We start from the raw sequence: 22,881 nt of genomic DNA, 5'->3' as shown, positions 1-22,881 counted from the left end.
ACCATGACCAAACTCATTGTCGACGGCAAAGAGATCGACGTACCCGCCGAATACACGCTGTTGCAGGCGTGCGAAGCCGCGGGCGCCGAGATTCCGCGCTTCTGTTACCATGAGCGGCTGTCGATCGCGGGCAACTGCCGGATGTGCCTCGTCGAGGTGAAGGGCGGCCCGAAGCCGGTCGCGAGCTGCGCCTGGGGCGTACGCGATTGCCGTCCGGGTCCCAACGGAGAACCGCCGCAAATCTCTACGCGGTCGCCGATGGTGAAGAAGGCGCGCGAAGGCGTGATGGAGTTCCTTCTGATCAACCATCCGCTCGACTGTCCGATCTGCGATCAGGGCGGCGAGTGCGATTTGCAGGATCAGGCGATGGGATACGGCGTCGATACCTCGCGCTTCGCCGAGAACAAGCGCGCGGTCGAGGACAAGTATCTCGGCGCGCTGGTCAAGACCTCGATGAACCGCTGCATCCAGTGCACGCGCTGCGTCCGCTTCTCCGCAGAAGTGTGCGGCGCACCGGAAATGGGCGCAACCGGCCGCGGCGAGGACATGGAGATCACCACCTATCTTGAAAGTGCGCTTACGTCGGAATTGCAGGGCAACCTCGTCGATATCTGTCCGGTCGGCGCGCTGACCTCGAAGCCCTACGCATTCGCCGCACGACCATGGGAACTCGGCAAGACCCAATCCATCGATGTGATGGACGCGGTCGGCTCGGCCATTCGGGTCGACACGCGCGGACGCGAGGTGATGCGCATCCTGCCGCGCGTCAATGAGGCCGTGAACGAAGAGTGGATTTCCGACAAGACCCGTCACATCGTCGACGGGTTGCGCACCCAGCGGCTGGACCGTCCCTACATCCGCGAAGATGGTGTGCTGCGCGCAGCCTCATGGTCCGAAGCGTTCGCTGCTATCGCTGCGAAAGTCACGCAGGCCGACGGCAAGCGGATCGGCGCGATCGCCGGTGATCTCGCGGCTGTCGAGGAAATGTTCGCGCTAAAGGATCTGCTGTCGAAGCTCGGATCAGTCAGCGTCGCGGTGCAGGGCGGCGATGCGTTCAATCCAGCGCTGGGACGAGCGTCCTACGTCTTCAATCCGACCATCGCCGGCATCGAGCAGGCGGACGCGCTGCTGATCGTGGGATCGAACCCGCGCAAGGAAGCGGCGATCCTCAATGCGCGTATCCGCAAGCGTTGGCGGACCGGTCAGCTCAAGATTGGCGTGATCGGTGAGAGCGCCGATCTGACCTACGATCATGATTATCTCGGCGCCGGCGCGGATTCGCTCGCAGACCTCGCGGCTGGCAAGAACAAGTTTCTCGGTGTGCTGAAAGGCGCGAACAATCCGATCGTATTGGTTGGTGCCGGCGCGACATCGCGGCGCGACGGCGGGGCCGTTCTCGCTGCGGCGGCGAAGCTCGCCGTCGACGTCGGTGCGCTAAAGGATGGCTGGAACGGATTTGCGGTGCTTCATGATGCGGCGTCGCGGGTTGGCGCGCTGGACCTCGGCTTCTCGCCTGGGAAAATCGGCTTGAACGTCACGCAAATGACCGCACCGGGCGGGCTCGACGTTCTGTTTTCGCTCGGCGCCGACGAGATCAAGGTGCCGGACGGTGTGTTCGTCGTCTATCTCGGGACTCACGGCGATGCCGGCGCGCACCGTGCCGACGTCATTTTGCCGGGCGCTGCCTACACCGAGAAGACCGGCATTTACGTCAACACGGAAGGCCGGGTGCAGATGGCTGACCGCGCCGGCTTCCCGCCCGGCGAGGCGCGGGAGGACTGGGCCATCATCCGAGCGTTGTCCGAAGTGCTGGGCAAGATCCTTGGCTATGACTCGCTGGCGGCGCTGCGACAGGTGATGTTCAAGGCGGTGCCGCATCTGATGCGGATCGATCAGATCGAGGTTGGCAATGCCGGTGCGATCAAAACTCTTGCGGGCAGGGGCGGCAGCATCGAGAAGTCGCCGTTCAAGGCTGCGGTTAACGACTACTATCTGACCAACCCGATCGCGCGGGCCTCGGCTGTGATGGCGGAATGCTCGCGGCTTGCGTCTGGTCGCATGCTGACGGCGGCGGAGTGAGCGTGATGGCCGAATTCTTCGCAACCCCGTTCTGGACCGACTTTCTCTGGCCGCTGATCGTGATGGTTGCGCAGAGCGTGTTGCTGCTCGTGGTGCTGCTGATCGCGATCGCCTACATCCTGCTCGCCGACCGCAAGATCTGGGCGGCGGTACAGATCCGGCGCGGCCCCAACGTCGTCGGGCCATGGGGCTTGCTGCAATCCTTCGCGGACCTGCTCAAGTTTGTGCTGAAGGAACCGATTATTCCGTCCGGTGCCAACAAGGGCGTGTTTCTGCTGGCGCCGCTGGTGTCCTGCGTGCTGGCGCTGGCGGCGTGGGCGGTAATCCCGGTCAATCTGAACTGGGTGATTTCCGACATCAATGTCGGGATTCTCTACATCTTCGCGATCTCTTCGCTTTCGATCTACGGCATCATCATGGCCGGCTGGTCGTCGAATTCGAAATATCCGTTCCTCGCGGCATTGCGCTCGGCGGCGCAGATGGTCTCGTACGAAGTCTCGATCGGCTTCGTCATCATTACTGTGTTGCTCTGCGCAGGTTCACTGAACCTCTCGGCCATCGTCGAGGCGCAGCATGTACGCGGTTTGGCCAGCCTCATCGGATTGCCGTGGCTGACGTTCCTGAACTGGTATTGGCTGCCCCTGCTGCCGATGTTCGTGGTGTTTTACGTTTCCGCTCTGGCCGAAACCAACCGTCCGCCGTTCGACCTGGTCGAGGCTGAATCCGAACTCGTCGCGGGCTTCATGGTCGAGTACGGCTCGACGCCGTATCTGTTGTTCATGCTCGGCGAGTATGTCGCGATCACCACGATGTGCGCGATGGGCGCGATCATGTTCATGGGCGGCTGGCTGCCGCCGATCGACCTGCCGCCGTTCACGTGGGTGCCCGGCATCGTCTGGTTCTCGCTGAAGCTTCTGTTCATGTTCTTCATGTTCGCCATGGCGAAGGCGATCGTGCCGCGCTACCGCTACGATCAATTGATGCGGCTCGGCTGGAAGGTGTTTCTGCCGTTGTCGCTGGCGATGGTGGTGATTGTGGCCGGCGTGTTGCAGTTCGCCGGCATCGCGCCGAATTGAGGTTGTCATGAGTATCAATGCAACAGCCCGTTCGCTTCTACTCACCGAGTTCGTGTCGGCGTTCTTCCTCACCATGCGGTATTTCTTCAAGCCGAAGGCGACCATCAATTACCCCTTCGAGAAGAATCCGATCTCGCCGCGATTTCGCGGCGAGCATGCATTGCGCCGTTACCCGAACGGCGAGGAGCGCTGCATCGCCTGCAAGCTGTGCGAGGCGATTTGCCCGGCGCAAGCCATCACCATCGAGGCCGGCCCGCGCCGCAACGACGGCACGCGGCGCACCGTGCGCTACGACATCGACATGGTGAAATGCATTTATTGCGGATTGTGCCAGGAGGCCTGTCCCGTCGATGCCATTGTCGAGGGACCGAATTTCGAATTCGCGACCGAGACCCGCGAGGAACTCTATTATGACAAGGCCAAGCTGCTCGCCAACGGCGACCGCTGGGAACGCGAGATCGCGAAAGCGATCGAGCTCGATGCGCCGTACCGGTGAGGTGAGAGCATGATCCTCCCCGCGCTGTTCTTCTATCTGTTCGCAGGCGTGTGCGTCGCATCCGCCGCCATGGTCATTTCGTCGCGAAATCCGGTGCACTCGGTGCTGTTTCTTATTCTGGCGTTCGTCAACGCCGCCGGGCTCTTTATCCTGTTGGGTGCGGAATTTCTCGCGATGATCCTCATCGTGGTCTATGTCGGCGCGGTCGCGGTGTTATTCCTGTTCGTCATCATGATGCTGGACGTGGATTTCGCCGAACTGCGTGAAGGCTTTCTCGAGTATTTGCCGTTCGGCATGGTGATCGCAGCCGTATTTTTGCTGGAGCTGCTGCTGGTTGTCGGAGGCTGGACCCTCAATCCGATGGTCACGAAATCGATCACCGCGGCCATTCCGGGCAACGTCAGCAATACCGAGGCGCTCGGTCTCGTGCTCTATACGAAGTATATCCATTACTTTCAGCTCGCGGGCATGGTGCTGCTGGTGGCGATGATCGGCGCCATCGTGCTGACGCTGAGGCACAGGGAAAGCGTCAAGCGGCAGGATATCAATGTCCAGAACGCCAGGACTCCTGAGATGGCTATGCGCGTGCGCCAGGTTGCCTCCGGGCAGGGACTGCAGGACGCTGACGCAGCGGAGTGGGTGAAATGACGATTGGCCTCGGGCACTATCTGGCGGTCGCCGCGATCCTGTTCACGTTGGGTATTCTCGGTATTTTCCTCAACCGCAAGAACATCATCGTCATCCTGATGTCGGTGGAACTGATCCTGATGGCCGTCAATATCAACCTGGTGGCGTTTTCAACGTTCTTGGGCGACATCGTCGGGCAGGTGTTTGCGCTGCTGGTACTCACGGTCGCCGCGGCTGAGGCGGCGATCGGTCTTGCTGTTCTCGTTGTGTATTTCCGCAACCGCGGTTCGATCGCGGTTGAGGACGTCAATCTGATGAAGGGCTGAAGCATGATCCGGAAAAGTGAGGACCGGCTTTCTCCAACCAATGGATCCATTGGTTGCGGGATCATGCTCCATGAGGTGGGTGCATGATCGAGGCAATCGTCTTTTTGCCGCTGATCGGCGCGATCCTCGCCGCGGTGATTGCATTGGCAGGTGCCCATGGGCGCAATCCCAGCGGCGATACGGTCGACCATCACGATGACCACGGTCACGCTCACGCAGCAACTGCGCATGACGACCATGGGCACGGTGACGGTCACGACGACCATCATGTCAGCGAACCGCCGGCAGCGGGATCGCGTGCCGCCGAACTGATTACGACGGCCCTGCTGATCGCATCGGCGGTCCTGTCGTGGGTGACGCTGGTCGATGTCGGCTTCATGCATCACGACGCACGGATAGCGCTGTTCTCGTGGATCACCTCCGGCGATCTTCAGGTCGGATGGTCGCTGCGGGTCGATACGTTGACGGCGGTGATGCTGGTCGTCGTCAACACAGTATCGGCGTTGGTGCATTTTTATTCCATCGGCTACATGGAGGACGATCCGAGCCGCCCGCGCTTTTTTGGCTATCTGTCACTGTTCACCTTCGCGATGCTGATGCTGGTGACATCGGACAACCTGGTCCAGCTGTTTTTCGGTTGGGAGGGCGTCGGTCTTGCCAGCTATTTGCTGATCGGATTCTGGTATCGAAAGCCCTCGGCGAATGCGGCGGCGATCAAGGCGTTCGTAGTCAACCGCGTCGGCGATTTTGGTTTTTCCCTCGGCATCTTCGCGGTGTTCATGCTGGTAGGCTCGATCGATTTCGATACCATCTTCAGCGCGGCGCCGGGGTTGACCGGAAAGACGATCCATTTTCTTGCCTGGGACTTCAACGCGCTGACAGTAATCTGCCTGCTGCTCTTCATGGGCGCCATGGGCAAGTCGGCCCAGTTCCTGTTGCACACCTGGCTGCCGGACGCCATGGAAGGCCCGACGCCGGTGTCGGCGCTGATCCACGCGGCGACCATGGTGACCGCGGGGGTGTTCATGGTGGCGCGGCTGTCGCCGTTGTTTGAACTGTCGCCGGATGCGCAGGCTTTCGTGATGTTCATCGGCGCGACCACGGCATTTTTTGCAGCGACGATCGGTCTCGTTCAGAACGACATCAAGCGGATCATAGCCTATTCGACCTGTTCGCAGCTCGGCTACATGTTCGTGGCGATGGGAGCAGGGGCCTATTCCGTCGGCATGTTTCACCTGTTCACCCACGCCTTCTTCAAGGCGCTGATGTTCCTGGGCTCGGGATCGGTGATCTATGCGATGCATCACGAGCAGGACATCCGAAACATGGGTGGTCTGAAGGATCGCATCCCCTTCACGTATTTCGTTATGTTGATCGGCACGCTGGCTCTGACGGGATTTCCGCTGACCGCTGGCTATTTTTCGAAGGATGCGATCATCGAATCCGCTTACGCGTCCCACAATCCATTCGCCTACTACGGGTTCTTGATGACCGTGATTGCGGCTGGCTTGACCTCTTTCTATTCGTGGCGGTTGATCTTCAAGACCTTCCACGGCGAGCCGCACGATCAGGCTCACTATAAGGCCGCGCACGAAAGTCCGATTTGGATGCTGATCCCGATCGGCATCCTTGCGGCCGCCTCGATTCTCGCGGGCTATCCGTTCAAGGAGTTGTTCACGGGCCATGGGATCGAAGAGTTCTTCCGAAACTCCGTGAAGATGCGCCCGCACATCATCGAGGCGATGCATCATATTCCGGAGACGGTCGCCTTCCTGCCCACCGCGATGATGATTTTGGGGTTTGTAGTGGCATGGCTGTTCTATATCCGTCGGCCCTACATTCCGGTCAGACTCGCCCGCGAACACCAGATGCTCTACCAGTTTCTGCTCAACAAGTGGTACTTCGACGAGCTGTATGAGGTGATCTTCGTACGTCCTGCGAAAAGGCTTGGTCGCTTCCTGTGGAAGAAGGGCGACGGCTTCATCATTGACGGCTTCGGTCCCGATGGCGTTTCAGCCGGAGTGCTCGATGTCACCCGCAATGTGGTCAGGCTGCAGACCGGCTACCTTTATCACTACGCGTTCGCAATGCTGATCGGTGTTGCCGGCTTGATCACCTGGTTCATGTTCGGCGCGGGAGGCCAGTGAAATGACGACCTGGCCCATTTTGTCGGTCACGACGTTTCTACCCGCGGTCGGCGCGGTTCTGATTTATGTAATGGCGCGTGGCGGCGACGAAGCCGCCAACCGGACCGCACGTTGGATCGCGTTGTGGACGACCGTTGTCACGTTTGCGGTATCGCTGATCCTGGTTACCCGCTTCGATCCCACCAATACGGGATTCCAGTTCGTCGAGGAGGCGAACTGGCTTGCCACCGGCATTCGTTATCACATGGGCGTCGATGGCATCTCGCTGCCGTTCGTCATTCTCACCACGGCGCTGATGCCACTGTGCATCGTCGCGAGCTGGAAATCGATTACCCGTCGCGTGCCTGCCTACATGATGGCGTTTCTGATTCTAGAAACGCTGATGATCGGCACGTTCTCGGCGCTCGATCTGCTGCTGTTCTACGTATTCTTTGAAGGCGGCCTGATCCCGATGTTCCTGATCATCGGGATCTGGGGCGGTCCGCGTCGCGTCTACGCCACCTTCAAGTTTTTCCTCTATACGCTGCTCGGCTCGGTTCTGATGCTGCTGGCCATCATGGCGCTCTACTGGAACGCCGGAACTACCGACATCCCGACGCTGATGCGTACCGCTGTCCCGTACAATTTGCAGATGTGGGCGTGGTTGGCGTTCTTCGCGTCGTTCGCGGTCAAGATGCCGATGTGGCCCGTGCACACCTGGCTTCCGGATGCACATGTCGAAGCACCCACGGCGGGTTCGGTGATTCTCGCCGCGATCCTGCTGAAGATGGGAGGCTACGGCTTTCTGCGCTTTTCGCTGCCGATGTTCCCGCTCGCGTCGCATGATTTTGCGCCGCTGGTTTTTGTGCTTTCAGGCGTCGCGATCGTCTACACCTCGCTGGTCGCGCTGATGCAGGAAGACATGAAGAAACTCATCGCCTATTCGTCAGTGGCCCACATGGGCTTCGTAACGATGGGAATCTTTGCCGGCACCATGCAGGGGGTCCACGGCGGCGTGTTCCAGATGGTGTCGCACGGCATCGTGTCGGGGGCGTTGTTTCTTTGTGTTGGTGTCGTTTATGACCGTATGCATACGCGGGAGATCGCGGCTTACGGCGGGCTCGTTAATCGGATGCCGCTTTATGCGCTTGTTTTCCTTGTCTTCACGATGGCCAATGTCGGACTGCCCGGAACGTCCGGATTCGTGGGCGAATTCCTGGCGCTGATCGGCACCTTCAAGGTCAGCATTCCCACGGCGGTGGCGGCAACGCTCGGGGTGATTCTGTCGGCGGCTTACGCCTTATGGCTGTATCGCAAGATCGTGTTCGGGGCGCTGGTCAAACCATCGCTTGCGACTATCAAGGATCTTACTTTCCGGGAGGGGCTGACACTGGCGCCGCTGGTGGCGCTGACGATCCTGTTCGGCGTTTATCCGAAGCCGGTACTCGATCTGTCGGCGGCTTCCGTGCAAAATCTCGTCAACAATTATGCAAGCGCGACCGCCGCCATCAAGGCGGCGGCGCTGCCATGATCACGGCAGGTCAGGACACCGCAATGATGCTTGAGGCTGCCGGATATCAACTGCTTCCCGTATTGCCGGAAATCGTGCTGGCGATCGGAGCGATGGCGTCGCTGATGATCGGGGCGTGGTGCGGCCAGCGCGCGGCCGCTCTCATTACGGTCCTGGCGGTATGCTTTCTCATCGCGACCGGCGTGATTGAGTATATGCTTCCGAAGGGCAAGTTGGTCACGTTCGGCGGCAGCTTCATCGTCGATGAATTCGCGCGGTTTCTGAAGATCGTTGCTTTGGCCGGTTCGGCGGCGACGCTCGTTCTGTCCCGCGAGTTTATCGAAGGCCAGTCCCGACGGATGTTCGAGTTCGCGATTCTGGTGATGCTCTCGACGGTCGGCATGATGGTGCTGATTTCCGCATCCGACTTGATCATGCTGTATCTCGGGCTCGAACTGATGAGCCTCGCGCTTTACGTGGTGGCAGCGAGCAACCGTGACAATCTCAGGTCAACCGAGGCGGGCTTGAAATACTTCGTTCTCGGCGCACTGGCGTCCGGGATGTTGCTGTACGGCGCGTCGCTGATCTATGGCTTCACGGGAACCGTCAGCTTCACGGGCATCGCAGCCGCTGCCAAGACCGGGAACATCGGCATTATATTCGGCCTTGTCTTTCTGCTGGCGGGCCTGTGTTTCAAGGTGTCGGTGGTACCGTTCCATATGTGGACGCCCGACGTTTATGAAGGCGCGCCGACACCGGTTACGGCATTCTTTGCTTCGGCACCGAAGATCGCAGCGATGGCGGTGTTTACCCGCGTGGTGCTGACCGCGTTTTCCGGCGTTGTCTCCGAATGGCAGCAGATCGTGGTTTTCGTGGCCATCGCATCCATGGCGCTGGGTTCGTTCGGCGCGATCGGACAACGCAACATCAAGCGCATGATGGCTTATTCGTCGATCGGCCATATGGGTTTTGCACTGGTCGGTCTCGCCGCCGGCACCGTCGAGGGCGCGCAGGGCGTCGTGCTTTATCTGGTCATCTATACCGTGATGACGTTCGGGGCTTTCACGGTCATTCTCGCCATGAGCCGTAATGGCCAGGCCCTGGAGCAGATCAGTGATTTCGCGGGACTGTCGCGAACCAATCCGCTGATGGCGTTCTTCTTTGCAATGTTGTTGTTTTCGCTGGCCGGAATTCCGCCGTTGGCAGGCTTCTTCGCCAAATTCTATGTCTTCACGGCTGCCATCAAGGCAGGGTTCTTTACGCTGTCCGTGATCGGCGTCATCACCAGCGTGGTCGGCGCGTTCTACTATCTCAACGTCATCAAGGTGATGTATTTCGACGAGCGAGCCGAAGCGACCGACGCCGTCCAGATCGAATTGCGTTCAGTGGTGGCGGTGACAGCGCTGTTCAACATGCTGTTCTTCGCCTACCCGGGCCCGCTGGTCAGCGCCGCGACGGCGGCAGCGAAGTCATTATTCTGAATGGCATCGTTTTAATGACATTCTCGCTCGGTCCACGAGCCACATCGGCTGGCTACCGGCTCGCGGCCTTCGACAGCATCGGCTCGACTAACGCCGAAGCGCTGACGCGTGCGCGGGCGGGCGAAACCGGCCCGATCTGGCTGGTGACGACGGCGCAGACCGCGGGACGGGGCCGCCGACAGCGTGCATGGGTCACCCCCCGAGGCAATCTGGCCAGCAGCGTTCTCGAAGTCATCGACACGCCGCCTGCCGTAGCTGCGACCCTGAGCTTTGCCGCGGGGCTTGCGCTCGAAGCCGCGCTGCAAACGGTCAGCCTTGAAGCGCGCATGAGGTCTCAGGGTTCGGAAAATGCGACATTTCATTTGAAGTGGCCGAATGACGTTCTGGCAGGCGGGAAGAAACTTGCGGGAATCCTGCTGGAGGCCGAGACCGTCGCACATGATCGTCTGGCCATCGTCGTCGGTATCGGGGCCAATGTCATCGCTGCGCCGGAGGGAATGCCGAATCCGGCGATCTCGCTGCGAGATCTCGGCATTGATATTGGCGCCGAGGATTTGTTTCGCGCGCTGACTGAGGCCTGGGTGGAATATCGCGGAGTCTGGGACAGAGGCCGTGGCTTTAGTGATATCAGGCGTCTGTGGCTTGACCGGGCGGCTGGAGTCGGCCAGTCCGTCTCAGTTCGGTCCGGCGCGTCCACGATATCCGGTCTCTTTGATACCATCGACGAGGACGGCTGTTTGATCGTTGCGACCCCCGACGGCAAGCGAGTGGCTGTCTCCGCCGGTGATGTGTATTTCGGCGCGGCTGCATCGATCGGAGCAACATGATAGCCCGGCCTGATGAACTGATGTTCGCTCCGCTCGGGGGGGTGGGTGAGATCGGCATGAACCTGTCGATCTACGGGCTCGGCAACCGCCATCAGCGAAGCTGGCTGGCAGTTGATCTCGGTGTTTCCTTCGGCGACGAGGAGCATTTGCCGGGCATCGATCTCATCATGCCGGACATCCGGTTTCTCGAAAAGGAACGGAAGAATCTCATTGGTCTCGTGCTGACACACGCCCATGAGGATCATTTCGGCGCGATTATCGACTTGTGGCCGCGTCTGAAATGCCCGATCTACGCCACGAAATTCAGCGCAGCCCTGTTCGAGGCCAAATGTGCGGCGGAACGCAATCCGCCGAACATCCCGGTGACCGTGGTGCCCTCGGGTGGGAGCATCGATCTCGGTCCCTTCAAAGTCGAATTTATTCCGGTGGCACATTCGATTCCGGAGTCCCATGCGCTGGCGATTCATACGGCGTCTGGAATCGTTTTGCACACCGGCGACTGGAAGATCGATCCTACCCCCATCATCGGGCCGCCGACGGACGAGCGGCGACTTCGCGAACTTGGCGACGAGGGTGTGCTGGCGCTGATCGGCGATTCCACCAATGCGGTGCGAGACGGGCGCTCGCCATCCGAAACCGAAGTTGCCAAAACCATCGTGGAATTGGTGAAGGCAGCCAGGGGGCGGGTTGCAGTGACGACGTTCGCATCCAATGTGGGGCGGCTTCGCGCCGTGGCCGATGCCGCGCGCGCGGCAGGACGCGAAGTCGTGGTGGTCGGTCGTGCCATGGAGCGCGTGGTGCAGGTCGCGCGCGAGACTGGGCACCTGGACGGGATGCAGGAATTCCGTAGCGCCGATGTGTATGGCCATCTTCCGCCGGACAAGGTGTTGGCGCTGTGCACGGGCAGCCAGGGCGAGCCGCGGGCGGCTCTCGCGCGCATCGCCAGGGATGATCATCCGCAGGTGACGCTGAACCGCGGCGACACCGTGATCTTTTCCTCACGCACCATTCCCGGCAACGAAAAAGCTGTCGGCGCGATCATCAATGGTCTGGTGACTCAGGGCATCGAGGTCATTACCGACCGGACCGAACTGGTTCATGTGTCCGGCCACCCGCGCCGTGACGAATTGCGGGACATGATCGCATGGGTTCGTCCGCAGGTGTTGATCCCGGTGCATGGTGAAGCCTTGCATCTCTCAGAGCATGCGCGGTTGGCGCGTGCCGCAGGCGTGCCGAAAGTCCTGATTTGCAAAAACGGCGATCTGGTCCGGCTCGGCCCGGGAGACCCTGGCATCATCGATGAATTGCCGTCGGGACGGCTTTACAAGGATGGCTCCATTCTTGAGGATTCAAAATCGCGCGCGGTTGTCGAGCGGCGGCGTATGGCATTTGCCGGCTGCGTGTTCGTGGCGATCGTCGTTACGGAGAAGGGTGAACTGGCTGATGATCCCGAAATTGATCTCGTCGGCATACCGGAGAAGAATGCGGTCGGCGAGGTACTCGACGACATTGTTTTCGATACGGTGGTCTCGACGATGAAAGCGCTGCCGCGGACGCTGCGGCGCGATCCGGATGCGATGGCCGAGTCCTTGCGCCGCGCTGTTCGGGCAACGGTTGCGGAAGAGTGGGGTAAGAAGCCGCTCTGCTATGTTCACGTTCTGGTGAGCTAGTATAGTGAGTTTGACGCGCCCCTTGACGGCGAACGTCGGACGTCGGACTTGGATGTCTATCCTGCCTGCGCAGGCATGGCGAGTTGAAATCGAACCACTGAGCATAGCAGGATAAAAATGCTGGGCCGGCTCAATCACGTAGCCATTGCCGTCAGAGATGCCGAAAAGGCGGCGAAGATCTACGGCGCCGCCTTCGGCGCGGAGATTTCCGCCGCGGTGCCGCTGCCGGAGCATGGGGTGATTACCGTGTTTGCGGCGCTGCCTAACACCAAGATCGAATTCATTCAGCCGCTCGGCGAGGCCTCTCCAATTGCGAAGTTTGTCGAGCGTAACGTAGATGGCGGTATTCACCATGTCTGCTATGAGGTACCCGATATCGTCGCAACTCGTGATATTCTGATAGCGGCCGGCGCGCGCGTTCTTGGGGATGGCGAGCCGAAGATCGGTGCACACGGCAAGCCGGTGCTTTTCTTCCATCCGAAAGATTTTTCCGGCGCACTTATCGAAATCGAGCAATCCTGATGGCTTCTGCAATCTTCTCTGGTTTTGCGATCTACTTCGTCTTCTGGTGGATAACGCTGTTCCTGATGCTGCCGTTCGGCGTGCGAAGCCAGCATGAAGACGGCGCGCATGCTCCGGGCACCGATCCCGGAGCTCCGGTGATGGCGTTGATGCGCCGCAAGATGATCTGGACCACGATTATTTCAATGATGCTCTATGGTATCGCGACCTGGGCGTATTATGCAGGTTTGCTCAATGTCGTGCGGCTGTCGCGGCTGATGGGCTTTCCAGATTAGCGCGCCTGACCTGGCTCAGGGCGAATAGGCGGAGTCATCCGAACGGATCAACCGCATTCATCTTCAAAAATACTGATTAAAAAAAATAAAGAGCAGGACCATAGCCCCGCTCTCAAAATTGTATCGACCCTGTATCCCCGACAGTCGGATTTATCGTTGCTTGACGGGTTGGCGCTGTTTGGACACGCCAGGGTTCCTCCCGAGACTTGGGCCACCAGACTGATACCCTGCAGGCAGCCTCGCCAACGCTAGTCAATCTTTTTACGTCTGTCACCGTTCTCGACAACGAATTTTCGAGATTCGGACGTCCGATGGCACCCGCGCTATTTTTGACGCAAGCAATTGATTGTATTCCGTTTTCAGATCGGAGTGGCGCTTGGACATAAGGAGGCTGTCTTGGGAGACGCGTCGAGGTTGCGTGTTCGCCTGCCTCCCCAAACCTCGCCTCTGGCGTAAGCTGGTCGGGGAATCTCGGCTCGACACCCGACTCCGGCCATGGTAGCTCTCGCCGCGAAAGGCTGGGGAATCATGCGACGACGGCTGGGAAAATTTCTTCCAATCGTCATGCTTGCGATGCTGGTGCAGATATTCGCACCGGTCGCGGCCTGCCTGGCATTCAGCAACGCGGCAGCCGATCCGCTGGCGGGGGCGATCTGTTCGCACGTCACCGATGCGGACTCCTCGCAAGACGGTCAGACAGACCCGCGGCAGGCGCAAGGCAACTGCTGTGCATTATGCGGTGCAGCCCATTCCGCGACGCCAACCGCTGACCCGCAAGTCTCCGTCGTCAAGGTTGAGCCTGAGGTTAGCCCGGTTGTCTGGCGCGACCTGAACTTCACGCTGCCGGCGGCGGCGGTTGGCTCCAACGCGCAGGCGCGCGGCCCTCCAAGCATTTCCTGATTCAGTAAATTTTGAACGATTGCTGCGATGATATTGCAGCGATCCGGTCTGTTCGAACGCGCCGGCACTTGTCCGGTATCAGGAAAGTATCATGTTTAACCACCTCGCCCTTGGCGGAGGCAGCGCGCTTTGCGGCGCGCTCGCAACCATCGTTGCGATCGTATCGTCTTCTACGGCTTCCGCGCAGTCGAATTCCGGAGTCACGCTGCCGCCGGTGACGGTAACGGCACCGAAATCCAGCCAACCCAAGCCCAAGCGCGCGACACGCAGCGCGGCCCAGTCAAATCAGGCTCCGCGCCGTGCGCGGGTGCCGGCGCAGGTCGCTGTTCCGGCAACCGTCCCCGCATCGTTGATGGTCGCGACCGCACAGCAGGCGCTACGGGAAATCCAGCAGACGCCCGGTGGCGTCGCTCTGGTGACGGCCGACGCCTACAAGAACTCGACGGTCGCCAACACCATCAAGGACGTGCTGGACTATGTGCCGGGTGTGTTCGTGCAGCCGAAATGGGGTGATGACACTCGTTTGTCGATCCGCGGTTCGAGTTTGTCGCGTAACTTCCATCTGCGCGGCGTTCAGCTCTATATGGACGGAATCCCGATCAACACTGCCGACGGCTACGGTGATTTTCAGGAAATCGATCCGACCGCCTACAAATATGTCGAGGTGTTCAAGGGCGGCAACGCATTGCGCTTCGGGGCCAATTCACTGGGCGGCGCCATCAACTTCGTCACACCGACGGGACGCGATCCGCATATCAATGGAGCCAGCGTCGATTTCGGGGCGTTTGGATACCGTCGTCTGCAGGCGAACGCCGGCGGCACCAACGGCCCATGGGACGGCTTTGTAACGGCTTCGACGCAAGCGGCCGAAGGTTTCCGCGATCACAGCTTCGGCCAATCGACTCGCGTCAGCGGCAACGTCGGCTATCAGTTCTCGCCGGATTTCGAGACGCGGTTCTATCTCAATGCCAACGAGGTGCGGCAACGGATTCCCGGCACCGTCACCAAGATGTCGGCGCTGACGTCGCCTCAGACTGCCGCCCCGGGCAATATTGCACTCGACCAGCAGCGTAATATCGACACCGTGCGGATCGGCAACAAGACCACGATGCGGTTCGACGATACGACCGTGGAGTTCGGTGCGTTCGGGGTTGATCGGCATCTGATGCACCCGATCTTCCAATGGCTCGATTATCATTATCTAGACTATGGCGGGTTTGCGCGCGTGACCGACGATCGTGTGATCGGCGGCTTTCGCAATCGGCTCATCGCCGGCGTCAACCTGCTCGACGGCAGCATTGACAATCAGCAGTTTGCCAATCTCGGTGGCCAGAAAGGCGCGCTGCTGTCTTCATCGATCGATCGCTCGCAGAACACTTCGGTTTATGTCGAGGATTCGTTTTATTTCCTGCCGAACGTAGCCGCGGTCGCCGGCACGCAGTTTCTCTACGCCACGCGTGACAGGCAGGATCGTTTCCTGAGCGACGGCGACCAATCGGGCCGAACGGAGTTCAACCTGTGGAGCCCGAAGGGCGGGTTGCTATGGCAGATCGACCCGACCTGGCAGGCTTACGCCAACGTCTCGCGCAGCGCCGAGGTGCCGAGCTTCGGCGAAAGCGCGAACGGCCCCGGGATTCCGACGATTCCGTTCACCAGCATCCTGCCGCAAACAGCGACCACTTATGAGATCGGTACGCGCGGTAAACGTCCGGATTTCACCTGGGAACTGACGGCCTATCATGCGCAGATCAGAAATGAACTGCTGTGCCTGTACAGTGCTTTTGGCAATTGCAATGTGACCAATGCCGATCGCACCATGCATCAGGGCATCGAAGCGGGAACGGGAGTCGCGCTGTTCAAGAACGTTATCACCCGCGGCGATCGTCCGGACAAGATCTGGTTAAACCTTGCCTACACACTCAGCGATTTCCGTTTCGATAACGATCCGGTGTTCGGCAACAATCTGTTGCCGGGTGCGCCGCGCCATTTCGTTCGCGCCGAACTGCTTTACAAGCATCCGAGCGGATTCTACTTCGGGCCGAATCTCGAATGGGTGCCACAGGCCTATTACGTCGACAGTGCCAACACGCTGACCACGGAGCCTTATGCCATCTACGGTCTGAAGGCGGGTTTCGACAACGACGGACCTTATTCCGCCTATATCGAAGCACGAAACATAGCCAACAAGGCGTACATCGCATCGGCATCAATTATCGATCGTGCGACGCCCAATTCACCATTGTTTGAACCCGGAACCGGACGTGCGGTCTATGCTGGGTTCAAGGTGCGATGGTGAGCAACTGTGCGCGCTCGCTGTCGTGACCCCGGCGCTTACGAGTCGAACCTCCTACGTGACAGAACCAAAAAGGAGAATGTCATGAATTTGTCGTTGACGCTTCGCAGCCTGATCGGCGTGGTCGCGATCGCCGCGCTCGGCGTGGGTGCCTCGGCCAACGCCGAGCCCGTCAAGGTCGGCGATCTGGTCATCTCTCAGCCATGGACCCGTGCCACGGCCGGCGGCGCCAAGGTTGGCGGAGGGTATCTCACCATCGAGAACAAGGGCACGGCCGCCGATAAACTGGTCGGCGGTTCAACCGATGCCGCCGGCAAGCTCGAAGTTCATCAGATGAGCGTCAGTAACGGCGTGATGAAAATGCATCAGGTGGAGGGTGGGCTCGCCATCGAGCCGGGCAAGACCGTCAAGCTGGCGCCGGGCGGTTATCACCTGATGTTGGTCGATCTCAAGCGTGCGTTCAAACAGGGCGAGACAGTCCCGGTGACACTCGAATTCGAAAAAGCGGGCAAGGTCGAGGTCTCGCTCGATGTGCAAGGCATCGGCGCGCGAGCACCGAGCGCACCGGCTGGCGGAGCGATGACGGATCATCAGCATGACGGACACATGAAGTGATGCGCGCATTACGAATGTGGATCGGCTCGACCATTGCGGCGGCTGCCGCAATGGTCTCGTGCAACGCGGCGCTGGCGCATGTCACGGTCCAGCCCGCGGACGCACCCGCAGACAGTTATGCGCATCTCGTGTTCACAGTGCCACACGGCTGCAGCGGCAGTGCGACGACGGCGCTGCGGATCAAGTTGCCGGAAGGAATTCTGTCGGCGAAGCCGCAGATGAAGCCGGGCTGGAACGTCGAAATCAAAAGCAGAAAGCTCGAAGCTCCGGTGCAAGGGCCGCACGGCAAATCCATCACGGATGTCGTCGACGAGGTGGCCTGGCGCGGTGGGCCGTTGCCGGACAACCTCTACGATACTTTCGGTCTGATTGTGCGGCTTCCGGACAAGGCGGGGCAGGACCTCCATTTTCCCGTGGTGCAGGAGTGCGAACAGGGCGTCGAGCGCTGGATCGAAATCCCGTCCGCAGGGCAGGGCTCCGAAAAGTTGCGCGCGCCAGCGCCGGTGGTTCGCCTGAAAACCAAAACTCACTGAATCGCTGTCCGTGAGACGTCTGGCACAGGCGGTGTGGTGGTGGTTGCTGGTGACGGTGCTACTGCCTTCGGCAGCCTGGGCTCATGCCAGCCTGATCGCCAGCGATCCCGCGAACGACGCTCTATTGGCGCGCGCGCCAGCTACGCTGACGCTGACCTTCAACGAGCCCGTCGAGCCGCTGACGATCCGGATCGTCGATCAAAGCGGGGCGGGCGCGAGCGTCACCCGGATCCGTCGCGATGGTGCGCAACTCATCCTCACGCCGCCGATATTAGGCAATGGCGCGCACGTCATCAGCTGGCGGGTGATTTCCGCGGATGGTCATCCGGTGGGAGGCTCCACGACGTTCTGGGTTGGCCGGCGCGACGCTGATATGCCGCAGGTGGTGCGCTCGGACGACATGCTGCTTCGTGGTGCGATCTGGCTCGCGCGGCTGGCTATCTATTTCGGTTTGTTCGCCGGTGTTGGTGGCGCGTTCTTCGTTGCATGGATGCGGGCGCCGGCCGCGCCCGCCATGCGCGTCATCGGCAATTGCGTCAATCTAGGTGCGTTGGCTGCGCTGGCGCTCTCAGTTGGGCTGCAGGGACTCGATGCTCTCGCATTACCGCCGTCGTCCCTGCCGGACGCGCAGGTGTGGACCGTTGGCGCTCGCGGCTCGTTTGGGTTATCGGCCGCACTCGCGGCCGTGGCCTTGCTGCTCGCTCTGCTGTCGCATCGGGCCAGTGGGACAAGCGCCAAGGTAATGTCGCTCGGCGCCCTGGTCGGCGTTGGTCTGGCGCTGGCGACAACCGGTCATGCCGCAACCGCCTCGCCGCAATGGCTCACAGCGCCGGCGGTGTTCCTGCATGGCACTGCGCTCGCGTTCTGGGTCGGATCGCTGGTTCCGCTCTCGCTGGCAATGCGCGAGCCTCACCAGATTGTCATTGACGTTCTGATCCGGTTTTCGCGTGCCATCCCGTTTGCGGTCGCCGCGCTGCTGGCGAGTGGACTGCTGCTCGCTATTGTGCAGCTCGAACGGCTGGATGCGCTGTGGACAACAAGCTATGGCCGCGTCCTCGCGATCAAGCTCGTGCTGGTGTCATTGCTGCTGGGGCTCGCGCTTTGGAATCGCTTGTATCTGACCCCGCGCATCGGACAGGGCCGCGTCAACTCTCGTCGTCACATGCGACGGACGATCGTCACCGAATTGATCCTGGTAGCCGGCATCCTCGGCATCGTCGGACTTTGGCGCTTCACCCCGCCGCCTCGCGCGCTGATGGTCGCAACCGAGCCGTTCTTCACACACCTTCATACCGGTCAGATGATGGCGGATATTACGGTGTCGCCGGGCCGGGTGGGACCGATCAACATTGATATCCAGTTGCGGACGCCGGACGAGGATGTGCTGTCCGCCAGGGGCGTTTCCGTCACGCTCTCAAGCCCGGGTATCGGCATCGAGCCCTCGACCGCCCAAGCGCGATCTCTCGGCGAGGGACGGTGGCAGGCCTCGATGGCCGCCCCGGTCGCCGGACGATGGACCCTCGCGCTCGATATCCTGATCTCGGATTTCGATCAGCTTCATGCCGAGGCTGAGATTCAGATCAACTAAGAGAATGCCCCGGGCGGCGCAGGAGCGGTTGCGATCCAAGCGTATAGATTTCTCAAGTGAGCGGAATTCCGTCGCTTTCGCGCCGCATGCCTCCTTACAAACCCTTGTGTTTTGCCGGCCGATCCGGTTTCACTGCGAACGTCCCTTATTCAAAAACGATTCCCAGGCCTGCCCATGCGATTGTCGCGGTTCTTTTTGCCGATCCTGAAGGAAACCCCAAAGGAAGCCGAGATCGTCTCGCATCGGCTTATGCTGCGGGCTGGCATGATGCGGCAGGAGGCTGCCGGCATCTACGCCTGGTTGCCGTTGGGCCTTCGCGTGCTCAAGAAGATCGAGGCCATCGTGCGCGAGGAACAGAATCGCGCTGGCGCCATTGAATTGCTGATGCCGACGCTGCAACTCGCAGACCTCTGGCGCGAGAGCGGTCGCTACGACGCCTACGGTCCGGAAATGTTGCGGATTCAGGACCGCCATAAACGCGAACTGCTGTTTGGGCCGACCAACGAGGAAATGATCACCGAGATTTTCCGCAGCTACGTGCGTTCCTACAAGAGCCTCCCGCTCAATCTCTATCATATCCAGTGGAAGTTCCGTGACGAGCAGCGTCCCCGTTTCGGCGTCATGCGTGGTCGCGAATTCCTCATGAAGGATGCCTACTCCTTCGATATCGATGAAGCTGGCGCGCGGCGCTCCTACAACAAGATGTTCGTCGCTTACTTGCGCACATTTGCGCGAATGGGATTGAAGGCGATCCCGATGCGGGCTGAAACCGGTCCGATCGGTGGCGATCTCAGCCATGAATTCATCGTTCTCGCCGAGACAGGGGAGTCCGGCGTCTATATCGACAAGGACGTTCTTGATCTTCCGGTGCCGGGCGCGGACGTGGATTACGATGGCAATCTGACGCCGATCGTCAAGCAGTGGACCACGGCCTATGCTGCGACCGAGGACGTTCACGACGGCGCGCGCTACGAGCGCGAGGTTCCGGAGGAGAAGCGCGTTCACACTCGCGGCATCGAAGTCGGCCAGATCTTCTATTTCGGCACCAAATATTCCGAGTCGATGAAAGCGCTGGTGGCCGGCCCCGATGGCGTCGAGCAACCGATCCATGGCGGTTCCTATGGAGTGGGGGTCTCCCGTCTCGTCGGCGCAATCATCGAGGCCAGTCACGATGAGGCTGGCATCAAGTGGCCGGAAGCTGTGGCGCCCTTCAAGGTTGCGATCCTGAACTTGAAACAAGGTGCGGATGATACGGACGCGGCGTGCGAGCGGCTTTACCGTGAACTTTTAGCCAAAGGGGTCGAGGTGCTTTACGACGACACCGACCAGCGGGCAGGTGCGAAATTTGCAACTGCAGACCTGATCGGCGTTCCCCGGCAGGTGATGGTTGGGCCCAAGGGTCTCGCCGAGGGCAAGGTCGAGATCAAGCGGCGGAGCGACGGGACGCGTGAGAATGTAGCGCTGGAGGATGCGATTGCGCGGTTGATGACGTAGCGATTATCCACCGCACGCGGCATTCAATGCCATTCCGGCCACAATTGGCCGCGAATCATGGGATTATCGAACGATGGATGAGACCGTGAACGAGCCGCTCCGAACCAAGCCCTTTGCCGCCTTCGAGTGGATGCTGTCCGGGCGCTATTTGCGGGCACGGCGGAAGGAGGGTTTCATTTCCGTCATTGCCGGCTTTTCGTTCCTGGGCATCATGCTCGGCGTCGCCACGCTGATTATCGTGATGGCCGTCATGAACGGATTTCGCACGGAATTGCTCAGCAAGATCCTTGGCCTGAACGGGCATCTGCTGGTTCAACCGCTGGAGTCGCCGCTTACCGACTGGAAAGATGTTGCCGACCGCATCAGTCAGGCGTCGGGGATACGGCTTGCCGCGCCTGTCGTCGATGGTCAGGCGCTCGCGTCTTCGCCCTATAATGCCGCCGGCGTTTTTGTCCGGGGCATCAGGGCCAACGACCTCAACAATCTCACCTCCATCGCCAAGAATATCAAACAGGGTACGCTCGAGGGTTTTGATGAGGGGCAGGGCGTGGCCATCGGCCGGCGTCTTGCCGATCAGCTCTCGCTGCACGCAGGCGACAGCGTCACGCTGGTCGCACCGCGCGGGGCTGTGACACCGATGGGCACGACTCCGCGCATCAAGCCGTACAAGGTCGTGGCGGTGTTCGAGATCGGGATGTCCGAATACGATTCCACTTTTGTGTTCATGCCGTTGGCCGAAGCGCAGGCCTATTTCAATCGCGCCAACGATGTCACCGCGATCGAGGTCTATACGGACAATCCGGACAAAATCGATGAATACCGCAAGTCGGTGACGGAAGCCGCGGGCCGGCCGGTGTTTCTGGTCGACTGGCGGCAGCGGAATTCAACGTTTTTCAACGCGCTCCAGGTCGAGCGCAATGTGATGTTTCTGATCCTGACGCTGATTGTCCTCGTCGCGGCGCTGAATATCGTTTCGGGACTGATCATGCTGGTCAAGGACAAGGGCAGCGATATCGCGATCCTGCGCACCATGGGCGCTTCGCAGGGATCGATCATGCGCATTTTCCTGATTACCGGGGCGGCGATCGGGGTCGTCGGCACGCTCACCGGCTTTGTCGTGGGGCTGGTGATCTGTCTCAACATCGAGTCGATTCGGGAATTCCTGTCGTGGCTCACCAGCACCGAGCTGTTCTCGCCAGAGCTTTACTTTCTGTCCAAGCTGCCGGCTGAAATCGACTTTCGGGAGACCAGCGCCGTCGTGATCATGGCGTTGACGCTGTCGTTTCTCGCCACTCTTTATCCGTCGTGGCGCGCCGCGCGCCTCGATCCCGTCGAAGCGCTGCGGTACGAGTGAGCACATGGAGCAGGGGACGGAGGAAATACCGGTTGTCTACCTTCACGACATCAAGCGTCAATATACGCAGGGCGAAACAAGGCTGACCATTCTGGATGGCGCGAAGCTTGCCTTGTGGGCGGGGCAGTCCGTCGCGCTGGTGGCCCCCTCGGGATCGGGCAAGTCGACCTTGCTGCATATTGCCGGGCTGCTCGAGAGTCCGGATGCAGGTGAGGTTTATGTCGGAGGAACCGCGACGTCAGGTCTCTCGGATGTGGAGCGCACACAGATTCGGCGCACCGATGTCGGGTTCGTCTATCAATCCCATCGTCTTCTTCCGGAATTCACGGCGCTCGAAAACGTCATGTTGCCGCAGATGATCCGCGGCCTCCGACGCTCGGAGACGGTCAAGCGCGCGCGCGAAATTCTCGCCTATCTCGGCCTCGAGGACCGCGTCACCCATCGTCCGGCGGAATTATCCGGTGGCGAACAGCAGCGGGTTGCGATTGCGCGGGCCGTCGCCAACGCGCCGCGTGTGCTGTTTGCCGATGAACCGACCGGCAACCTGGATCCCCACACCGCGGATCATGTGTTCAATGCGCTGATGCAGCTTGTGAAAGCGACCCGGGTAGCAATGCTGATCGCGACGCACAACATGGCACTCGCGGATCGGATGGACCGGCGGGTATCGCTCGAGAACGGTCAGGTGATCGAACTGGACTGAAGGCGGGTACAATTCGCAAAGCCGGACACCCGGCGTTTCCAATCAACGGCCGTGCCGTCGGTGCGGCCGCCGCTTCGAGCCGTCCTCCAAACCTGCGAAAAATGGATTCTCCACGCATTGGGCGGCGCGTCCCGATGCCAGCGGCCTGCATTGTTCGAGGGTCGTATACCGGCAGTCGTTGTACGAGAAAGGCCCGTAAATCACCATGCAGACCGGATAGCGACTGTCCCAGGCTTGTGCGTGAGCGGTCGCGGACGAGCAAATCAGAACCAGAGCGATCAAGGTCGTGCGCATCAAACAATCCCGAATGGATGGCCGACGATAAGCATTTTGCCCGGTCTTTTGCGGCAGATCAGATCGCAGAAAGCCGAGCCTGCGGGAGGTGG

The 22,881-nt window shown here is 60.3% G+C and carries 21 protein-coding genes; 20 read left to right on the top strand and 1 reads right to left on the bottom strand.

Features of this window, described 5'->3' with window-relative positions; all coding sequences use genetic code 11:
- Nucleotides 1-3 precede the first annotated feature (3 nt).
- The 20 genes from nuoG (at nucleotide 4) to ACSZOQ_RS09230 (ending at nucleotide 22,495) form a co-directional block, all read left to right on the top strand.
- Entirely contained in the window at nucleotides 4-2,079 is a 2,076-nt protein-coding gene (nuoG, locus tag ACSZOQ_RS09325; protein ID WP_439925726.1) for an NADH-quinone oxidoreductase subunit NuoG, read from the top strand.
- Between the two features lie 5 nt (nucleotides 2,080-2,084).
- Nucleotides 2,085-3,155: an NADH-quinone oxidoreductase subunit NuoH gene (nuoH, locus tag ACSZOQ_RS09320; protein WP_439925725.1), complete on the top strand. Its 1,071-nt coding sequence runs from the start codon at nucleotides 2,085-2,087 to the stop codon at nucleotides 3,153-3,155.
- 7 nt (nucleotides 3,156-3,162) lie between these two features.
- The gene (gene nuoI, locus ACSZOQ_RS09315) at nucleotides 3,163-3,651 is read left to right on the top strand and encodes an NADH-quinone oxidoreductase subunit NuoI (protein WP_439925724.1); all 489 of its coding nucleotides are present in this window, start codon (nucleotides 3,163-3,165) and stop codon (nucleotides 3,649-3,651) included.
- A 9-nt stretch (nucleotides 3,652-3,660) separates the two neighbouring features.
- Complete coding sequence (locus ACSZOQ_RS09310; protein WP_439925723.1) at nucleotides 3,661-4,299, top strand: NADH-quinone oxidoreductase subunit J; 639 nt, start codon at nucleotides 3,661-3,663, stop codon at nucleotides 4,297-4,299.
- Nucleotides 4,296-4,604: an NADH-quinone oxidoreductase subunit NuoK gene (gene nuoK / locus ACSZOQ_RS09305; protein ID WP_439925722.1), complete on the top strand. Its 309-nt coding sequence runs from the start codon at nucleotides 4,296-4,298 to the stop codon at nucleotides 4,602-4,604. The genes ACSZOQ_RS09310 and nuoK overlap by 4 nt, the downstream gene beginning before the upstream one ends.
- 83 nt (nucleotides 4,605-4,687) lie before the next feature.
- The gene (gene nuoL / locus ACSZOQ_RS09300) at nucleotides 4,688-6,751 is read left to right on the top strand and encodes an NADH-quinone oxidoreductase subunit L (protein ID WP_439925721.1); all 2,064 of its coding nucleotides are present in this window, start codon (nucleotides 4,688-4,690) and stop codon (nucleotides 6,749-6,751) included.
- A 1-nt stretch (nucleotide 6,752) separates the two neighbouring features.
- Nucleotides 6,753-8,261 carry an NADH-quinone oxidoreductase subunit M gene (locus tag ACSZOQ_RS09295; RefSeq protein WP_439925720.1) on the top strand — a complete coding sequence of 503 codons (1,509 nt, stop codon included), beginning with the start codon at nucleotides 6,753-6,755 and terminating at the stop codon, nucleotides 8,259-8,261.
- Nucleotides 8,262-8,284: 23 nt separating this feature from the next.
- On the top strand, nucleotides 8,285-9,721 hold the full coding sequence (gene nuoN, locus ACSZOQ_RS09290) for an NADH-quinone oxidoreductase subunit NuoN (RefSeq protein WP_439925994.1): 1,437 nt from the start codon (nucleotides 8,285-8,287) through the stop codon (nucleotides 9,719-9,721).
- Between the two features lie 14 nt (nucleotides 9,722-9,735).
- The gene (locus ACSZOQ_RS09285) at nucleotides 9,736-10,548 is read left to right on the top strand and encodes a biotin--[acetyl-CoA-carboxylase] ligase (RefSeq protein WP_439925719.1); all 813 of its coding nucleotides are present in this window, start codon (nucleotides 9,736-9,738) and stop codon (nucleotides 10,546-10,548) included.
- Nucleotides 10,548-12,218 carry a ribonuclease J gene (locus ACSZOQ_RS09280; RefSeq protein WP_439925993.1) on the top strand — a complete coding sequence of 557 codons (1,671 nt, stop codon included), beginning with the start codon at nucleotides 10,548-10,550 and terminating at the stop codon, nucleotides 12,216-12,218. The genes ACSZOQ_RS09285 and ACSZOQ_RS09280 overlap by 1 nt, the downstream gene beginning before the upstream one ends.
- Before the next feature lie 117 nt (nucleotides 12,219-12,335).
- The gene (gene mce, locus ACSZOQ_RS09275; protein WP_439925718.1) at nucleotides 12,336-12,740 is read left to right on the top strand and encodes a methylmalonyl-CoA epimerase; all 405 of its coding nucleotides are present in this window, start codon (nucleotides 12,336-12,338) and stop codon (nucleotides 12,738-12,740) included.
- On the top strand, nucleotides 12,740-13,015 hold the full coding sequence (locus tag ACSZOQ_RS09270; protein ID WP_439925717.1) for a DUF1467 family protein: 276 nt from the start codon (nucleotides 12,740-12,742) through the stop codon (nucleotides 13,013-13,015). Before mce ends, ACSZOQ_RS09270 begins: the two co-directional genes overlap by 1 nt.
- Nucleotides 13,016-13,543: 528 nt before the next feature.
- Nucleotides 13,544-13,915, top strand: a complete 372-nt coding sequence (locus ACSZOQ_RS09265; RefSeq protein WP_439925992.1) for a DUF2946 domain-containing protein — start codon at nucleotides 13,544-13,546, stop codon at nucleotides 13,913-13,915.
- A 91-nt stretch (nucleotides 13,916-14,006) separates the two neighbouring features.
- Nucleotides 14,007-16,211, top strand: a complete 2,205-nt coding sequence (locus ACSZOQ_RS09260; protein WP_439925716.1) for a TonB-dependent receptor family protein — start codon at nucleotides 14,007-14,009, stop codon at nucleotides 16,209-16,211.
- An 81-nt stretch (nucleotides 16,212-16,292) separates the two neighbouring features.
- Entirely contained in the window at nucleotides 16,293-16,823 is a 531-nt protein-coding gene (locus ACSZOQ_RS09255; RefSeq protein ID WP_439925715.1) for a copper chaperone PCu(A)C, read from the top strand.
- Nucleotides 16,823-17,356, top strand: a complete 534-nt coding sequence (locus ACSZOQ_RS09250) for a YcnI family copper-binding membrane protein (RefSeq protein WP_439925714.1) — start codon at nucleotides 16,823-16,825, stop codon at nucleotides 17,354-17,356. Before ACSZOQ_RS09255 ends, ACSZOQ_RS09250 begins: the two co-directional genes overlap by 1 nt.
- Nucleotides 17,357-17,366: 10 nt before the next feature.
- A complete protein-coding gene (locus ACSZOQ_RS09245; protein ID WP_439925713.1) occupies nucleotides 17,367-18,944 on the top strand; it encodes a copper resistance CopC/CopD family protein in 1,578 nt (525 codons plus the stop codon).
- A 174-nt stretch (nucleotides 18,945-19,118) separates the two neighbouring features.
- Nucleotides 19,119-20,438 (top strand): proline--tRNA ligase, encoded by a 1,320-nt coding sequence (gene proS / locus ACSZOQ_RS09240; RefSeq protein ID WP_439925712.1) that lies wholly within the window; start codon nucleotides 19,119-19,121, stop codon nucleotides 20,436-20,438.
- Between the two features lie 73 nt (nucleotides 20,439-20,511).
- A complete protein-coding gene (locus ACSZOQ_RS09235) occupies nucleotides 20,512-21,792 on the top strand; it encodes a lipoprotein-releasing ABC transporter permease subunit (protein ID WP_439925711.1) in 1,281 nt (426 codons plus the stop codon).
- A gap of 4 nt (nucleotides 21,793-21,796) precedes the next feature.
- The gene (locus ACSZOQ_RS09230) at nucleotides 21,797-22,495 is read left to right on the top strand and encodes an ABC transporter ATP-binding protein (RefSeq protein WP_439925710.1); all 699 of its coding nucleotides are present in this window, start codon (nucleotides 21,797-21,799) and stop codon (nucleotides 22,493-22,495) included.
- 42 nt (nucleotides 22,496-22,537) lie between these two features.
- On the opposite strand, the gene ACSZOQ_RS09225 is transcribed toward ACSZOQ_RS09230, so the two are convergent.
- The gene (locus ACSZOQ_RS09225) at nucleotides 22,538-22,789 is read right to left on the bottom strand and encodes a DUF3551 domain-containing protein (RefSeq protein ID WP_439925709.1); all 252 of its coding nucleotides are present in this window, start codon (nucleotides 22,787-22,789) and stop codon (nucleotides 22,538-22,540) included.
- Nucleotides 22,790-22,881 lie beyond the last annotated feature (92 nt).

The sequence above is a fragment of the Nitrobacter sp. JJSN genome (genome assembly GCF_051912485.1).
Lineage (GTDB): Bacteria > Pseudomonadota > Alphaproteobacteria > Rhizobiales > Xanthobacteraceae > Nitrobacter.
The sequence above is the reverse complement of the archived record's forward strand: the minus strand, read 5'-3'. Positions and strand labels throughout refer to the sequence as shown.

What these genes read in the sequence shown, in the direction of transcription:
- nuoG (WP_439925726.1), top strand. Translation starts at nt 4, where the DNA reads ATGACCAAACTCATTGTCGACGGCAAAGAGATCGACGTACCCGCCGAA.
- nuoH (WP_439925725.1), top strand. Translation starts at nt 2,085, where the DNA reads ATGGCCGAATTCTTCGCAACCCCGTTCTGGACCGACTTTCTCTGGCCG.
- nuoI (WP_439925724.1), top strand. Translation starts at nt 3,163, where the DNA reads ATGAGTATCAATGCAACAGCCCGTTCGCTTCTACTCACCGAGTTCGTG.
- ACSZOQ_RS09310 (WP_439925723.1), top strand. Translation starts at nt 3,661, where the DNA reads ATGATCCTCCCCGCGCTGTTCTTCTATCTGTTCGCAGGCGTGTGCGTC.
- nuoK (WP_439925722.1), top strand. Translation starts at nt 4,296, where the DNA reads ATGACGATTGGCCTCGGGCACTATCTGGCGGTCGCCGCGATCCTGTTC.
- nuoL (WP_439925721.1), top strand. Translation starts at nt 4,688, where the DNA reads ATGATCGAGGCAATCGTCTTTTTGCCGCTGATCGGCGCGATCCTCGCC.
- ACSZOQ_RS09295 (WP_439925720.1), top strand. Translation starts at nt 6,753, where the DNA reads ATGACGACCTGGCCCATTTTGTCGGTCACGACGTTTCTACCCGCGGTC.
- nuoN (WP_439925994.1), top strand. Translation starts at nt 8,285, where the DNA reads ATGATGCTTGAGGCTGCCGGATATCAACTGCTTCCCGTATTGCCGGAA.
- ACSZOQ_RS09285 (WP_439925719.1), top strand. Translation starts at nt 9,736, where the DNA reads ATGACATTCTCGCTCGGTCCACGAGCCACATCGGCTGGCTACCGGCTC.
- mce (WP_439925718.1), top strand. Translation starts at nt 12,336, where the DNA reads ATGCTGGGCCGGCTCAATCACGTAGCCATTGCCGTCAGAGATGCCGAA.
- ACSZOQ_RS09270 (WP_439925717.1), top strand. Translation starts at nt 12,740, where the DNA reads ATGGCTTCTGCAATCTTCTCTGGTTTTGCGATCTACTTCGTCTTCTGG.
- ACSZOQ_RS09265 (WP_439925992.1), top strand. Translation starts at nt 13,544, where the DNA reads ATGCGACGACGGCTGGGAAAATTTCTTCCAATCGTCATGCTTGCGATG.
- ACSZOQ_RS09260 (WP_439925716.1), top strand. Translation starts at nt 14,007, where the DNA reads ATGTTTAACCACCTCGCCCTTGGCGGAGGCAGCGCGCTTTGCGGCGCG.
- ACSZOQ_RS09255 (WP_439925715.1), top strand. Translation starts at nt 16,293, where the DNA reads ATGAATTTGTCGTTGACGCTTCGCAGCCTGATCGGCGTGGTCGCGATC.
- ACSZOQ_RS09250 (WP_439925714.1), top strand. Translation starts at nt 16,823, where the DNA reads ATGCGCGCATTACGAATGTGGATCGGCTCGACCATTGCGGCGGCTGCC.
- proS (WP_439925712.1), top strand. Translation starts at nt 19,119, where the DNA reads ATGCGATTGTCGCGGTTCTTTTTGCCGATCCTGAAGGAAACCCCAAAG.
- ACSZOQ_RS09235 (WP_439925711.1), top strand. Translation starts at nt 20,512, where the DNA reads ATGGATGAGACCGTGAACGAGCCGCTCCGAACCAAGCCCTTTGCCGCC.
- ACSZOQ_RS09230 (WP_439925710.1), top strand. Translation starts at nt 21,797, where the DNA reads ATGGAGCAGGGGACGGAGGAAATACCGGTTGTCTACCTTCACGACATC.
- ACSZOQ_RS09225 (WP_439925709.1), bottom strand. Translation starts at nt 22,789, where the DNA reads ATGCGCACGACCTTGATCGCTCTGGTTCTGATTTGCTCGTCCGCGACC.